The sequence below is a fragment of the Rhizobium jaguaris genome (assembly GCF_003627755.1).
Taxonomy (GTDB): Bacteria; Pseudomonadota; Alphaproteobacteria; order Rhizobiales; family Rhizobiaceae; genus Rhizobium; species Rhizobium jaguaris.
Window position 1 is genome coordinate 2441392 of record NZ_CP032695.1, and the last position, 13115, is coordinate 2454506.

General features: G+C 59.2%; 14 protein-coding genes. 8 read left to right on the forward strand and 6 right to left on the reverse strand.

Translation table 11 applies throughout. The features are described from left to right. Positions 1-13: 13 nt before the first annotated feature. Positions 14-889 carry an iron-siderophore ABC transporter substrate-binding protein gene (locus CCGE525_RS33435; protein ID WP_245472246.1) on the forward strand — a complete coding sequence of 292 codons (876 nt, stop codon included), beginning with the start codon at positions 14-16 and terminating at the stop codon, positions 887-889. Continuing rightward, positions 886-2856, forward strand: a complete 1971-nt coding sequence (fhuB, locus tag CCGE525_RS33440) for a Fe(3+)-hydroxamate ABC transporter permease FhuB (protein ID WP_120708446.1) — start codon at positions 886-888, stop codon at positions 2854-2856. Before CCGE525_RS33435 ends, fhuB begins: the two co-directional genes overlap by 4 nt. Positions 2857-2950: 94 nt before the next feature. On the opposite strand, the gene CCGE525_RS33445 is transcribed toward fhuB, so the two are convergent. Both CCGE525_RS33445 and CCGE525_RS33450 read right to left on the reverse strand, forming a co-directional pair. Then, complete coding sequence (locus tag CCGE525_RS33445) at positions 2951-3529, reverse strand: flavodoxin family protein (RefSeq protein WP_120708447.1); 579 nt, start codon at positions 3527-3529, stop codon at positions 2951-2953. A 188-nt stretch (positions 3530-3717) separates the two neighbouring features. Beyond that, positions 3718-4068 (reverse strand): DoxX family protein, encoded by a 351-nt coding sequence (locus CCGE525_RS33450; RefSeq protein WP_245472247.1) that lies wholly within the window; start codon positions 4066-4068, stop codon positions 3718-3720. 153 nt (positions 4069-4221) lie between these two features. On the opposite strand from CCGE525_RS33450, the gene CCGE525_RS33455 reads away from it, so the two are divergent. The 3 genes from CCGE525_RS33455 (at position 4222) to CCGE525_RS33470 (ending at position 6347) form a co-directional block, all read left to right on the forward strand. Beyond that, positions 4222-4812 carry a TetR/AcrR family transcriptional regulator gene (locus tag CCGE525_RS33455; protein WP_120708449.1) on the forward strand — a complete coding sequence of 197 codons (591 nt, stop codon included), beginning with the start codon at positions 4222-4224 and terminating at the stop codon, positions 4810-4812. 422 nt (positions 4813-5234) lie between these two features. Then, positions 5235-5957 (forward strand): Crp/Fnr family transcriptional regulator, encoded by a 723-nt coding sequence (locus tag CCGE525_RS33465; RefSeq protein WP_245472248.1) that lies wholly within the window; start codon positions 5235-5237, stop codon positions 5955-5957. A gap of 177 nt (positions 5958-6134) precedes the next feature. Further along, on the forward strand, positions 6135-6347 hold the full coding sequence (locus CCGE525_RS33470) for a hypothetical protein (protein ID WP_120708452.1): 213 nt from the start codon (positions 6135-6137) through the stop codon (positions 6345-6347). A gap of 84 nt (positions 6348-6431) precedes the next feature. Here CCGE525_RS33470 and CCGE525_RS33475 read toward each other — a convergent pair whose 3' ends face one another. Next, positions 6432-7424: a zinc-dependent alcohol dehydrogenase family protein gene (locus CCGE525_RS33475; protein WP_120708772.1), complete on the reverse strand. Its 993-nt coding sequence runs from the start codon at positions 7422-7424 to the stop codon at positions 6432-6434. A 327-nt stretch (positions 7425-7751) separates the two neighbouring features. Between CCGE525_RS33475 and CCGE525_RS33480 the strand changes: the two genes are divergently transcribed. From CCGE525_RS33480 to CCGE525_RS33485, 3 genes are all read left to right on the forward strand, one after another. Then, positions 7752-8474: a CBS domain-containing protein gene (locus CCGE525_RS33480; RefSeq protein ID WP_120708453.1), complete on the forward strand. Its 723-nt coding sequence runs from the start codon at positions 7752-7754 to the stop codon at positions 8472-8474. A 224-nt stretch (positions 8475-8698) separates the two neighbouring features. Further along, complete coding sequence (locus CCGE525_RS39635; RefSeq protein WP_281024670.1) at positions 8699-8821, forward strand: hypothetical protein; 123 nt, start codon at positions 8699-8701, stop codon at positions 8819-8821. 154 nt (positions 8822-8975) lie between these two features. Then, entirely contained in the window at positions 8976-9926 is a 951-nt protein-coding gene (locus CCGE525_RS33485; protein WP_425375925.1) for an ABC transporter transmembrane domain-containing protein, read from the forward strand. A 49-nt stretch (positions 9927-9975) separates the two neighbouring features. Here CCGE525_RS33485 and CCGE525_RS33490 read toward each other — a convergent pair whose 3' ends face one another. From CCGE525_RS33490 to CCGE525_RS33500, 3 genes are read right to left on the reverse strand one after another with little or no spacing between them, the layout of a single operon-like run. After that, on the reverse strand, positions 9976-10845 hold the full coding sequence (locus tag CCGE525_RS33490) for a F0F1 ATP synthase subunit gamma (protein WP_120708454.1): 870 nt from the start codon (positions 10843-10845) through the stop codon (positions 9976-9978). Then, positions 10842-12389 carry a F0F1 ATP synthase subunit alpha gene (locus tag CCGE525_RS33495; RefSeq protein ID WP_120708455.1) on the reverse strand — a complete coding sequence of 516 codons (1548 nt, stop codon included), beginning with the start codon at positions 12387-12389 and terminating at the stop codon, positions 10842-10844. Before CCGE525_RS33495 ends, CCGE525_RS33490 begins: the two co-directional genes overlap by 4 nt. Next, a complete protein-coding gene (locus CCGE525_RS33500; protein WP_120708456.1) occupies positions 12370-13110 on the reverse strand; it encodes a F0F1 ATP synthase subunit delta in 741 nt (246 codons plus the stop codon). Before CCGE525_RS33500 ends, CCGE525_RS33495 begins: the two co-directional genes overlap by 20 nt. Positions 13111-13115 lie beyond the last annotated feature (5 nt).

Genomic DNA, 13115 nt, shown 5'->3' on the forward strand with positions numbered 1-13115 from the left:
TCCTTTTTCCGCAATGTCACGTCGTGCCCTCCTGCGGACAATGGCCGCCGCCGCGGTCGCAGGCCACACCCCAGCTTTTGCCCAATCCGCACCGCGGATCGTCAGCCTCGACTATGGTCTCGCATCGACGCTTCTGTCGCTTGGCATCGTTCCGTTGGCGGTATCCGATCTTGCCGACTGGGATAAATGGGTGGTCGAGCCGGTAATGCCCCCGTCCGTCGTGAACCTTGGCAGTTCGTGGGAGGTCAATTTCGAACTCCTCGTTGCCCTCAAGCCGGATATCATCCTGACGACTCCCTATCTCGACGAACTGCTGCCGAAGCTAAAGCAGGTCGCGAAAGTCGTCCGCCTCGAGATTTACGCACCCGGTATCGGCCCCATATTGCCGGCGGCCATCGCGGCCACAAGAAAACTCGCGGTAGCGATCGACCGGGAAACGGAGGCAGAAGGTTTTCTCGCGCGTGCGGATGCTTTCTTCGCCGAATGTCGCGCCCGTCTGGCCGCGAAATCCCCTCCTCTGGTAGCACTCGTCAATTTCATGGACGCACGCCACGCCAGAATCTATGCGAGCCCGGGCCTCTATCATAACGTTCTGGAGCGCATCGGTGTGCGGAACGCCTGGACCGAGGAATCGAACTACTGGGGCTTCCAAACGATCGCCATTGAGAACCTCTCCCGCGTCGCCGATCCCGATGCACGTCTGATCGCCTTCGAGCCGGTACCCGCTGATGTCCTGCCTAAAATCATGCAGAGCCCCCTGTGGCAAAGCCTACCATTCGCCCGGCCGGGACATCTCTCAATCCTTCCGCCTGCCTTGATGTTCGGCATGGTCAATGAGGCAATGCGGTTCGGCCGCCTTCTGACCGACCTTTTGGATCCCAAGGAATGAACAGGATTTTTGGAAGGTTCGCACTCGGTCCCGCGATCGTCGCACTGGCATTTCTCGGCGCCGGCGCCCTCCTGTCGTGGTTCCTCATCGCCCATACGCTCGAAGCGAAAAGCCACGCTGGGTATGACGTGCCTCGAATGGTCCTTTTCTATTCGACGCTCCCTCGTCTTGCGACGGCGCTGCTCGCAGGGGCGGCGCTTTCTCTGGCCGGCGCGCTCCTTCAGCAGGTTCTACGCAACCCGCTTGCCGATCCGACGACGCTCGGCATTTCCGCCGGTGCCAATCTGGCGCTGGTCGTCACCACCTTGTTCTTCCCGGGCTTGCTGGAATTAGGCCGAGATCTGGTCGCGCTCGGGGGAAGCGCAGTGGTCGCCTGCCTCGTCATGAGCCTCGGGGCGCGGCGCGGCTTTTCGCCCTTTTCGCTGGTGTTGTCAGGCCTGGTCATCAGCCTGTGGTGCGGCGCCCTATCGGCAATCCTGACCCTTTTGAACGAGCGTTATCTTGTCAGCCTTTTCATCTGGGGCGCGGGATCGCTTGCGCAGCAGAGCTGGGTCATTCCGGTGTCACTCCTTTGGAAAACGGCGGTCATCGCAATCCTCTGCGCGCTCGTCATGCGGCCGCTTTCTCTTCTCGATCTCGGTGAAGGCACCGCATCGGCGCTCGGGGTCCGCCTTGTCCGGCTGCGTTTCATTGTCGTTGGCGGTGCGGTAGCGCTTGCCGCGGTTGTGACGAGCGCTGTCGGGGTCATCGGCTTCATCGGTCTGGTTGCGCCGACAATTGCCCGGCTTTCCGGGGCGCGGCGACCGCAGCAATTGCTGTTGTGGTCGCCCTTGATCGGCGCGGGGTTGTTGCTGATCGCTGACGCCGCCATCCAATTGCTTGCTGGTGAATTGGGAGAATTCTTGCCCACAGGTGCGGTGACGGCGATCTTCGGCTCACCCCTGCTTCTACTGCTACTTCCCCGGCTGAAGGTCCGGCACCGGGTATTGCAGCTAAAAGAGCGCGCGCATTCGTGGGCGCCGGCCGGAACGAACACGCTTGCCGTCGCGCTGGCCGTTTTGCTGGTGGCGCTCGTCGTCGCTGCGTTCGTTGGGCGCGGCATCGATGGAAGCTGGGGCTTCCCGCATGCGGCGCTCTTTGGCGATATCATTCCGATGCGGTTGCCTAAGGTCTTTGCCGCCCTGTCCTCCGGCGCGATGCTCGCCGTCGCGGGCGTCATTCTGCAGAGGATCACTGGCAACGAGATGGCAAGCCCCGAAGTGCTGGGCATCAGCGCGGGCGCGACCTTCGGTGTGACCATTGCCGTCTTTGTCTTCGTTCCGGGACTTGCCGGACAATTGACCTTCGCCGCCATTGGCGCGCTTCTTGTGCTCGCCATGATTCTGCTCAGTTCCATGCGCTCGGGACTGGCGCCGGAGCGTGTCCTGCTTGCCGGCATCTCTTTGAGCGCCATGGTCGATGCCATTGTTGGCGTCCTGAGTTCCACCGGCGATCCGCGCGCTGTCCTTCTGATGCGCTGGATGAGCGGTTCGACCTACAGCGTCGACGCTCGCTCCGCCACGACCGTTACCATCGCGGCCGCAATTCTGACCGCGGCAGCTTTCTTCGCCCGGCGCTGGCTGGACATCTTGCCGCTCGGTCCATCGCCGGCTCTCGCCGTCGGCATTCCAGTTCGTAAGTCACGCTTCCTGCTCTTCGGCCTTGCAGGGCTGATGAGCGCGGCGGCAACATTGAGCGTCGGCCCGCTGACGTTCATCGGGCTGATGGGGCCACATCTGGCAAGGGAAGCGGGGCTCGTCCGCGCTTTGCCGCAAATGGCGGGAGCAGCCGCCATCGGTGGCGCGCTAATGGTCCTTGCCGACTTCATCGGCCGCACCATCGTCTGGCCGTACCAGATACCAGCCGGCCTCGTCTCGGCCCTCGTCGGCGCCCCTTTCCTGATGATGATGCTGCGAAGAAAGAGCTGACCAACGCCACGCGCGGGTCGGTCGGTCACGCTGTAAACGACTGCTCTGCCCGCCGGATTGATGTCTTTCACATGCTGGGAGTTGAGACAGGGCATCAGGCGCCTTGAGCCGATGCAATCCGCTGCGCAACTTGTGCTACGCGATCGCCGTAAGCGCGGGCAGTTTCCAGATCGCCGATCGACATTTCGCTCGGGGCTGCGTCGGCATCGCTTTGCGCCATTGGCGCGATGTAAGATCCCATCCTGTTTGCATCGTCGCGCTTCGAGGCCTTTACGTTCGCTGGCTTCAACCCCAGACTGACCCACAGACCTCCGTGCTGTCCCGCCAGAAGAACGAAATATTCGAGGGTATTGAGCTTGTCGCCGTTCAAACTGGCGCTGTTGGTGAAGCCCCCGAAAACCTTGTCCCGCCATTTGTTGATGAACCAAGCCTTCGAGGACGTGTCGGCGAACTTCTTAAACTGCCAGCTCGGGCCACCCATGTAGGTTGGCGATCCGAAGATGATGGCGTCCGCGGCGTCCAACGCGACCCATCCGTCATCGGAAAGGTTGCCATCCGCATCGATGGCGCAAAGTACTCCGCCCGCACCCTCCGCTACGGCTTCCGCCATCCGCCGGGTGTGGCCGTAACCGGAATGATAGACGACGACTGTGCTTGCTATGCGATTTGACATTGTGGATTTGGCCTCCTTCGGGCCATTGCTTTGCGCTGTCCGGAAGCGAGTTCGCTCCGACTGAAGTCTTCTTCCAGGTGGGTTGATGACAGGGGGTTGGATAACCCCCGACGCCCCGGCGATGGAGACCTTGTCCGGCCGATTACACCTAGGCTCTCATTTGGATGGCACTGTTTGCCGCGAGATATTCAGACTTGGCCGCTGACACCCGCCAGTGCTAGCAGCAACAGAAACACGAAAGGTGGCGGGAGCTCTCGATAGTTCCGGATACGGACGATGGCCGCGATCGCGGCGAGCATGATGCAGGCGCCCAGCGCGATCCCGATATACCGGGTGCCGGCTGCGACCAAAAGCACCGCGGTTGCGAGCTCAAAGGCGGCTGTGACCCAGCACCACCAGAAAGGAAATCCAAGTCGCACGAAGCCCGCGCGGATTTTTGGATGTCCACTCGCGTTGACGATAGCACCGACGAGAAACGCCCCGGCGGCCAGCCAGACGAGGACGATATCGAGTGACGTTGTGCCTGTGAAAATTCTCATTGGAAGACTCATTGATAGTCTCTTCGATTGTGAACCTGGCGAATGAAGTTTCTATAGCGATAGAACTTAATCTAGCATTGCTAGTTTGTCAATCGACGTTCCGTTTGATAGTTTCGACATCAGGAAAAGCGCGCATGAAGATTGAGGCACAGGGTGGGTATCAGTGAACGCAAGACTCGAGAACGGGCCGAACGCGAGCGTAGGATCGTCGTCGCGGCAAGGACGATCGCGGAACGCGACGGCTGGGCTTCCGTCACGATCCGTCGTCTCGCCGAGGAGATAGAATATAGTCAGCCAGTTCTCTATTCACATTTCGAAAATCGCGATCAGATCGTCGGGGCGGTCGCGCTCGAAGGCTTTGGCGAATTGGCGGTGATGCTCCGCGCCGCGATCCGGCCATCGTCCACGCCAAAGGAGCGAGTGGAAGGTGTGGCAGCCGCCTATCTCGATTTCGCTTTCGCCCGCCCTGCGATGTACGAGGCGATGTTCGTCCTGCCGACCGGCCTCCGCTTCGCCAGATCCGACACGCCAGCCCAACTTCGCGATGGTTTCGGAGCCATGGCGACAGTGATCGCGCCGTTCTCACAGGATGTGGATACCGCGACCGAAACTTTCTGGGCGGCACTTCACGGTCTGGCGGAGCTTGAACGTCACGGTAGGATAAGACCCGCTTTCCGGGCTCACCGTATCACGCTCATCGTGCAGATGGTGTCGGGCAACTCTGAGAGCGGGTCTTGCGATTAGTTTGACCCCGCATAAATGGCTTGGAAAATGCCGTTGCCCACCAGCTCAAGTTTGATCGCCAGGCTTTTTCCTGGCCGAAGCGGCCTGCCAATCCACCAGCTTCTTTTCTTCGGCCTCCAAGAGCTGACAAAGTGTTCGCCGTTCCTCCTCGTCGCATGCCTTATTCAGCAGCTTACGAAACCGCTCGATATTCTGGCGCGCTATGAAATCTTGCATGCCCCGTTTCTCGCAACTGTGAATTTCAACCGATGACGGCTTGGCTGCTGCAGACGGGGAGTGCCTTGCGCCAAGTCAAGGTTACCATCGCTGCGTCCTACTAATGATTGCAATGATAGCGGTGCATCCGCACTGACGAAAGTCAGTTTTCGCAACTTTCTTATCGACCGGCATGACGGGAAACACTTGGTACGGCAATGAAGCAAATGGCACAGAAGGAACAAACTCATATCCGGATTCGGGCGGCTAATCCCTGGCCTCCCGAACATGGTCAAGAGCCGACGCATATCGTTTTGTCGGCGGCGGAGCAGGCCGAGCTCGCACGCCTCGCGGAGGTCATCGTCTTCGAGACGGAAGGATCGCAGATCACCCCACAGGGGCAATCAGCAGGTTTCCTTTACCTGCTGGCCGATGGAGTGGTCCGGGCGAGCCACACTCTAAATCACGGTGATCGGCAGGTGGTGGCCTTCTTTTGGCCCGGAGATCTGTTCGGTCTTGCCCAAGCGGGAACCTATGTCAATTCTGCCGAGGCAGTCACATCATGCAGGGTCTATCGGTTTCCGATCCGCAAGCTCGAGCAATTCCTTCTCACCCATCCGAAGATTCAGCACAGCTTCTTCATCAAGGCCATTCACGACATCCGCAGCACCCAACGTCAACTTATCGTCATGGGAAGGTTTGATGTCCCGAGAAGGCTAGCAATCTTCCTTCTCGACTGTTCTGGTCACGAGCTCTACTTCGATCCTGCAACCCAAATTCTTTCAATTCCGATGACGAGATATGACATCGCCGATTATATCGGAACGTCAGCCGAGTCGGTCACGCGAGCGATGAATACGCTTGAAAGCAAGGGTCTCATTCAACGGTTGGCCGCACGCGCGGTCGAACTCAAGAGAGCGGATTTGAAGGCTTTTGCCGATGTGGAGTGATCGTTGACCTGCAGGCCTCGGTCATCCAGCCGCAGACCCATATTCCAACCAACAGAGCTCTGTCATTTGTCGAATTTGACATAGTTCAAGGTCGCTCCAATAAATTTGAGCAACAATACATATGAGTTTGAGCTGTCGGTTTTTGAAACCAGCTCGTGTGCTGGAGCTTGGTAAGAGATGAAAGACCCGGAGCGTCATAAATTCCTAATGGAGCAAGCCAGAATCTATCAGGAACTGATAGATGCTTTGGAGCGGTCGCATCCTGGTTTGGCTGTTTCAAACCCGGAGGGTAATCATCCTTATGCCTCTCAAGCTCGCCAGCTCGTGAGCTATAAACAGTCTCTGAAGACGCTTCTGAACTTTATCGCTGCGCTGGAAGAAGACGAATAGCTTCCTAGGACGGTCCTGTACATTACCTGAAAGCGAAGACGGGGGTGTCGGATCACCTTCCAGATGAATGGCTCGGCGTCTGCTCTAGCTCGCCTCGGGCACCAATACCGCCGCTCCGATGAGACGTCCCGCACGAAGATCGGCGATCGCCTCATTGGCCTGATGGAGCGGATAGACTGTCGTATGTGTTCGCACCGCGGCGCGGCTGGCTATCGGGAAAAACTCCGCGGCGTCCTCACGTGTCAAATTAGCGACCGAAACAAGCTCGCGTTCGCCCCACAAAACAGCATAGGGCATGGAGGGAATATCGCTCATGTGAATTCCGCCGCACACGACCACGCCACCCTTGCGAACCGCTTTGAGCGCGGTCGGCACCAAGTCGCCCACAGGTGCGAATATGATCGCTGTATCGAGTGGAACCGGCGGGCTCTCTTCTGAACTACCGGCCCATACCGCCCCGAGATCGCGTGCGAATTGCTGCGCCGCGCGGTCGCCGGCTCGCGTGAACGCATAAACGTCCCGGCCTTGCCAAACGCAGATTTGGGTCAGGATGTGCGCTGCAGCGCCGAAGCCGAAGAGACCGATCCGCTTGCCATCGCCGGCCTTTTTGAGCGAGCGCCAGCCAATCAATCCAGCGCATAGAAGCGGTGCGAGGGATACGGGATCGGCATTTTCATCGAGGTCAAAGGCAAAGGCTGCGTCCGCCACGACATGGGTGGCAAAACCACCGTCGCGGCTGTAGCCGGTGAATTGCGGCCGGTCACACAGGTTCTCCGCCTTCGTCTGGCAATAGAAGCATGTTCCGCAGGTGTGACCAAGCCACGGAACGCCGACGCGGTTGCCAAGCCTCGCAGCATCAACGCCTTCACCGACGGCATCGACAACACCGACGATCTCGTGGCCTGGAACGAGCGGAAGTTTGGGGTCCTTGAGATCGCCATCCACGACGTGCAGGTCGGTGCGGCAGACGGCGCAGGCTTCGACCTTTATGCTCAGCTCACCGAAGCCGAGCACAGGATCATCGCGCTCGACAAATGCCAAGGGCGTCCCGATCTGTCGAAGAATCATCGCTTTCATGACGAGGCCGATCAAGGTTTGCTATGCTCGGAATCCAACATCGAAAAGGGAGGTTTATCGCTTGCGGAAACGGCTGCCCTATATCGGTTGCCTATTCCATCTGTTGTTGCTTCCAACAACCTCGTGTGCCGATACCTATTCTTTCAAGCGAGTAAAGCCCGGTCTTTGATTAGGATCAAGACCGGGCTATTTTGTCGTACCTCAAATAGCACTCGCAAATTGACGATGATCAAAGCACGACGGTGCCGGGCTTGGTAAGCCTCATTTATCAAAAGACGCAAATCCTTTCAGACACCGCACGCTAGATCAGTACCCAGGAGACGAGCAATGCTCATTCAAGCGATCATGACCGCACCGGCTATCACCGTTGGCCCCAAAACGCCCGTCGCCGAGGCGGCGAAAATCATGCTCGATCATCGCATCAGCGGTCTCCCCGTCGTCGATGCCAAGGGAAAGCTTGTCGGCATTGTCAGTGAAGGCGATTTCCTTCGCCGCGGCGAATTGCGCACCGAACGCAAGCGGTCGTGGCTGCTCGAGTTCTTCGCCAGCCCTGGCAAGATTGCCGATGAATATGTTCGTTCGCATGGCCGGAGCGTCGATCAAGTGATGACGCCGGATGTCCGCACCATCTCGGCTGACAGCTCGGTCAACGAAGCTGTCGACATGATGGAGGAATACGGGATCAAGCGCCTGCCCGTGGTGTCGGAAGGCAAGGTCACCGGGATCGTCTGCCGATCGGATTTGTTGCGGGCCTTGACCCGTTTCCTGCCAACCCAGGCAACACTCGCGAAGGATGAGGAAATCCAGGACGCGATCGTTGCAGAACTGGCGCGACAAAGCTGGAGCAGAAACGGCTTTATCAAGGTTAAAGTCATCAATGGCGTGGCGGAACTGTCCGGAACCATCTTCGACGAGCGCGAACGCCTTGCTGCCAAAGTTGCAGCGGAAAACGTGCCCGGCGTGAAATATGTCTCCGACCAGATCGCATGGATCGACCCATATCTTGGCGTCGCCATGCCGGCTCCGACGGAATCGTCTAAACCGGAGTAATCGCCTTCGGCTTAAGGGGGGCCGGGAGGGTGGGATGGTTGGCGATCGCGCTGCCGTCTCACCCGGCCGGTTTCACTCGCCCCTTGGTTCTGTTTGCCCGCGCAATGTCGGCACTCATCAGATGACCCATTCACGGCTTGACGCGTATCAACGCATTCACTGCACGAGCACGGAAAACTGACCACGTCGTAGCGATGGTTGCGCCGCTATTCAGGAGAGTGTTCGTGCAAAAACTACTGCTGATCCTATTAATCCTCATGATCGCAAGCGTCTTCGGCATTCTGTGGATCAAGCCGGTCGCCGACGATCAACAGCAGACGACAATCCAGAACTCGACAATTCGATAAAACAGCCCAGGCGCAAAAGAGCGTGAGGAGGAGTAAACTCTAGATAGCGAGGGGAATAAAACGGATGGTAAGCTGCGGCCAGCGATCGGCGCGCTTCAAAGAACTTCCCGCCCGCGATTCTGATCCGCATAGTGCCCGGCTCGAGGAAAGCATGTTGCCGCAAAAACTATACAGTTTCGTCTTTCGGGCCTCGGGATGGCACCAACTGGGCACCGCGGTTTTATCGATATTGCTCTTCCTCGCCGGCACAGTCCCGCTGGACATTCAGCGGCGGATTGTGAATGCGGCGACCGAGGGCGGCTCTTATCGCACGATCGCCATTCTGGTCCTGGTATATATCGCATTGGCACTTGCCGAGGGGATGTTGAAGCTTGTGCTCAACATCTATCGCAGTTGGATCGGGGAAGCCGCGGTACGCTGGCTGCGCCTGCAGGTGTTCGAAGCGTCCCGCATGCAACAGACGGAGATCGATGCGTCCACAACGGAAGGAGTGCAGCTCTCCATCGTCCTGGCCGAAGCCGAACCAGTGGGCGGCTTTGTGGGAACGAGCATATCGGAACCGTTGCTGCAAATAGGTATATTGACGGCAGTTTGCGGCTATCTCGTCTATCTACAGCCGCTCATGGCCATTATCGTGGCTACGGTCTTTCTCCCCCAAACTGGCTTCGTCCCCCCTATGCAGGCGGCGATCAATAGGCGCGTCCAGAAAAGGATCGGCATTATGCGCAACATCAGCGAGGAGATAGTTCAGTCGGGACGCGCAGTCGATGCAGACGGCTCGCAGGCGGGTCGCATCCAGGATGTTTTCCGGATCAATATGAGCATATACAAGATCAAGTTCACGATGAATTTTATGATGAACCTGATGACGCAGATGGGCTATGTGGGCATCTTCGCCCTAGGCGGCTACTATGTGGTCACCGGGAAAACCGAAATCGGAACGGTGGTCGCCTTCGTGTCGGGTTTGTCCAAAATAAACGACCCCTGGGGCGACCTCGTCAATTGGTATCGTGATCTGAAAGTGACACAGGTAAAATACGATCTGATTCACAAATCCGCAGAAATCGGAGCCATTGCCACCAGTGGCCGCGAAGCCATCAGCTAGTCCATCAGGCCATTAGAGCCACAAAGGCAGTGGGAGAACGAGGGCCGGTTCAGCGGCCCGACTGGCTTTGCGTCCCACTCGCCAGTTCGACGATCTCATTGGTAATTTCCTCCTGACGCAGTTGCCGGGAGCGCGCGACCAAATCGTCCAGAGTGTTGGTGACATTGGTGCGCGCTGCGATCATCGCCCGCGTGCGGGCCTCGTTCTCCGCAGCAAAAGACAGCATCACCGCCTCGCAGAGTTCAGCAAAGATATATTCTTCCGTTAGCCTGGTGACGAGGAGTTGCGGCGGCAGGGTGATCAGGGGCGGCGTGTCCTTCCGGACGAGCTGAAATCGGGCATAGTCGAAAGGAACGAGCCTTTTGGAAAACACCCGGAATCCGTCTGATGTTTCCGGTGCGGCGTGAACAATGGTCACATAGCCGATCCGCCCCGACTGGAGCCGGTCGTAGAGAGCTTCGACGATACGATTGGCGAGATCTTCCATCTGCGCCACATGCATGATCATCGCGGCCGACCAATCGACCGTCACCGAGCGCGCATTAGCGATCATCAAGCCGCGATCGCCGACAAGCAGCAGCTCCACACGGTGCTCCGGTTCCGCGCCCGCAAGCTGCGCAATCGCATCAAGAACATGCTCGTTGAAGGCGCCGGCGAAACCTTGTTCCGCGCAAAGCGCGACAATGGCGTGGCCGCTCGACGCAGTCTCCGCAATGGGCGCTGGAGACGCCGCCGGTAACAGAGCGAGAGCTTCGCCGATGGCGGTGGCGATCGCCGCCGAATAGGCGCGGATGCCATCGATATGGTGACGTGCTTCGCGCGAACGCGCGGCCGCGATACCGCGCATGGCAGTTACGACCGCCGCAAGCTGATGTACCGATCCGATACGTGCCTCGACGTCGCTCAGCCGCTCAGTCATGATCCACCTCCGGCGTCCGGCGATGCTCCCCGCAACATTGTCTCCATCAGCGACCGCACGGCCGCAACCAGGCGATTTCGGAGTGTTTCATCCGAAGTCCCGCCTTTGGCGATGGCATCCAGGCAATCACGGGCGTTCGTATCGAGAAATGGCGTTATGCCAGCTCGCATGGCAGCAATGTCTTCCAGCGGTAAAGCATCGAGAACGCCGGCGCCGAGGGCGGCAAGCAGCGCGATCTGATCGACCGTTCGCAGCGCGGCGAAACGAGGCTGCGCCAGAAGCGCGCGAATACGCTCGCCCCGCGCAATCTGCGTCTTAATGCGCCCGTCGGACATACCGCCGAAGCGAGTGAACATCTCAAGCTCGAGGAATTGCGAATAGTCGAGGCGTATCCGTCCCGCAACATCGCGCAATGCCGGATGCTGCGCCTTGCCGCCGATACGGCTGACACTCAGGCCAACATCCACCGCCGGTCGCTGATTTGCGGCAAACAGCCGGGAATCCAGAACGATCTGACCGTCGGTGATCGAGATCAGATTGGTCGGAATATAAGCGGACATGTTGCCAGCATCGGTTTCCGCGATCGGCAGGACGGTCAATGAACCGCCGCCGAACGCTGGAGAGAGCTTGGCTGCGCGCTCGAGCAGGCGGGCATGGAGATAGAAAATATCGCCCGGATAGGCTTCGCGCCCCGGCGGCTCACGCGTCAACAGCGCCAATTCGCGGTGGGTTGCAGCATGCTTGCTGAGGTCGTCGATCACCACCAGCGCGTGGCCGCCGCGGTCGCGAAAATATTCCGCGACGGTCATCGCAGTAAACGGCGCGATCCATTGCATCCCAGCCGGAGCAGCCGAGGAAGCGACGATGAAAATGCATCGTTCAGGTGCGCCATGCTGCCGCACCGCTTCGATGACCCGCTCTACCGCCGTCGTCCGCTGCCCGATGGCAACGTAGATGCAAACGATGTCAGAGTTTCTTTGGTTGATGATCGTATCGACAGCTATCGCCGTCTTGCCGGTCGCGTGATCGCCGATAATCAGTTCGCGCTGGCCGCGGCCGAGCGCAAAAAGAGCGTCGACCACCAAGATACCGGTTTCGACCGGCTGGGAGACGAGGTCGCGGTCGATGATCGCCGGCGCCGGCCGCTCGACCGGATGGTATGCCTCGGCCAGGACCGGCGCACCGCCATCGAGTGGACGGCCAAGCGGATCAATAATCCGGCCGAGCAGACTCGGGCCTACCGGCACTTGCACCACGCCGCCCGTGCCGGTGACGCGTGATCCGGCTTCGATGCCCACGCTTTCATCAAGCAGGACTGCACCGATCGAATCGGCGTCGAGCGTCAGTGCGAAACCGGTACCGCCGCCCTCGAAATTCAGGAGCTCGTTCAACCGCGCATCGGGAAGACCTGATATCCGCGCAATGCCGTCCGCAATCTGTTCGACACGACCAATCGCCTGTCCCTCGGGGGCGAGTTTGGTTTTCGCCACGACATCGCGGCTGCGCGCCAGCCAGTTCGTTGCTTCACTGTCGGTCATTGTCATGACGGGTCAACTCCGTGGCGATACGGTCGAGATCAGCCCGAAAGCTGTTGCGGATGCGCGCGTAGGGCGTGTCGATCTCCAGGCCGGCGATGAGGTTTGGATCGACGACGACGTGGACTTCGACGGCTCGCCCCAAGGTCTCGCTCAGTTTCTTGCTGCATAGTTGTATCTCGTCCGCCTTGAGCTCGCGCGCGGCCCTCAACGGAAGGACAGTTCCGAGCGCTGCACGGCTTTCTGCCGGTAGAGCTGCGACGGCTTCCGCTATTCCGTCTATGAACCCGGTTATTCGCGCTTCATCGGGCAAACGATCGAACAATTTCCTGGTGATCTCGATGGCGAGACCATTAGCCTCGACGGCATAGGCGGCCGCCGCACTTTGCCGCGCCTGTTCGCGTGCCACGGCAGCTTCGGCGCGAAGCCGTTCTGCCTCGGCATGAGCGTCGGCAAGCAAGGCCGCCTTTGCCGTCTCCGCTTCAGCGGCAACCGCCTTCAGGGCGTCGCCGCGGGAGGCTGCGAGCCGTGCAACCTCCGCCGCCGCCTCATTGCGCTCACCAACTGCCCGCCGCTTTGCCGCATCAGCCTCGTCAAGCAGCTGTTTGATCGCCTGCTGCCGCGTTTCGATCATCGCCGTAACAGGCTGCAACAGAAAGCGCTTCAACAGCCAGATGAGGACGAGGACGTTGACCGTCTGCAGCCCAAGTGTCCACCAGTCGATGTGCATGGCGG

What these genes read in the sequence shown, in the direction of transcription:
- CCGE525_RS33435 (WP_245472246.1), top strand. Translation starts at nt 14, where the DNA reads ATGTCACGTCGTGCCCTCCTGCGGACAATGGCCGCCGCCGCGGTCGCA.
- fhuB (WP_120708446.1), top strand. Translation starts at nt 886, where the DNA reads ATGAACAGGATTTTTGGAAGGTTCGCACTCGGTCCCGCGATCGTCGCA.
- CCGE525_RS33445 (WP_120708447.1), bottom strand. Translation starts at nt 3,529, where the DNA reads ATGTCAAATCGCATAGCAAGCACAGTCGTCGTCTATCATTCCGGTTAC.
- CCGE525_RS33450 (WP_245472247.1), bottom strand. Translation starts at nt 4,068, where the DNA reads ATGAGAATTTTCACAGGCACAACGTCACTCGATATCGTCCTCGTCTGG.
- CCGE525_RS33465 (WP_245472248.1), top strand. Translation starts at nt 5,235, where the DNA reads ATGGCACAGAAGGAACAAACTCATATCCGGATTCGGGCGGCTAATCCC.
- CCGE525_RS33470 (WP_120708452.1), top strand. Translation starts at nt 6,135, where the DNA reads ATGAAAGACCCGGAGCGTCATAAATTCCTAATGGAGCAAGCCAGAATC.
- CCGE525_RS33475 (WP_120708772.1), bottom strand. Translation starts at nt 7,424, where the DNA reads ATGAAAGCGATGATTCTTCGACAGATCGGGACGCCCTTGGCATTTGTC.
- CCGE525_RS33480 (WP_120708453.1), top strand. Translation starts at nt 7,752, where the DNA reads ATGCTCATTCAAGCGATCATGACCGCACCGGCTATCACCGTTGGCCCC.
- CCGE525_RS33490 (WP_120708454.1), bottom strand. Translation starts at nt 10,845, where the DNA reads ATGACTGAGCGGCTGAGCGACGTCGAGGCACGTATCGGATCGGTACAT.
- CCGE525_RS33495 (WP_120708455.1), bottom strand. Translation starts at nt 12,389, where the DNA reads ATGACAATGACCGACAGTGAAGCAACGAACTGGCTGGCGCGCAGCCGC.
- CCGE525_RS33500 (WP_120708456.1), bottom strand. Translation starts at nt 13,110, where the DNA reads ATGCACATCGACTGGTGGACACTTGGGCTGCAGACGGTCAACGTCCTC.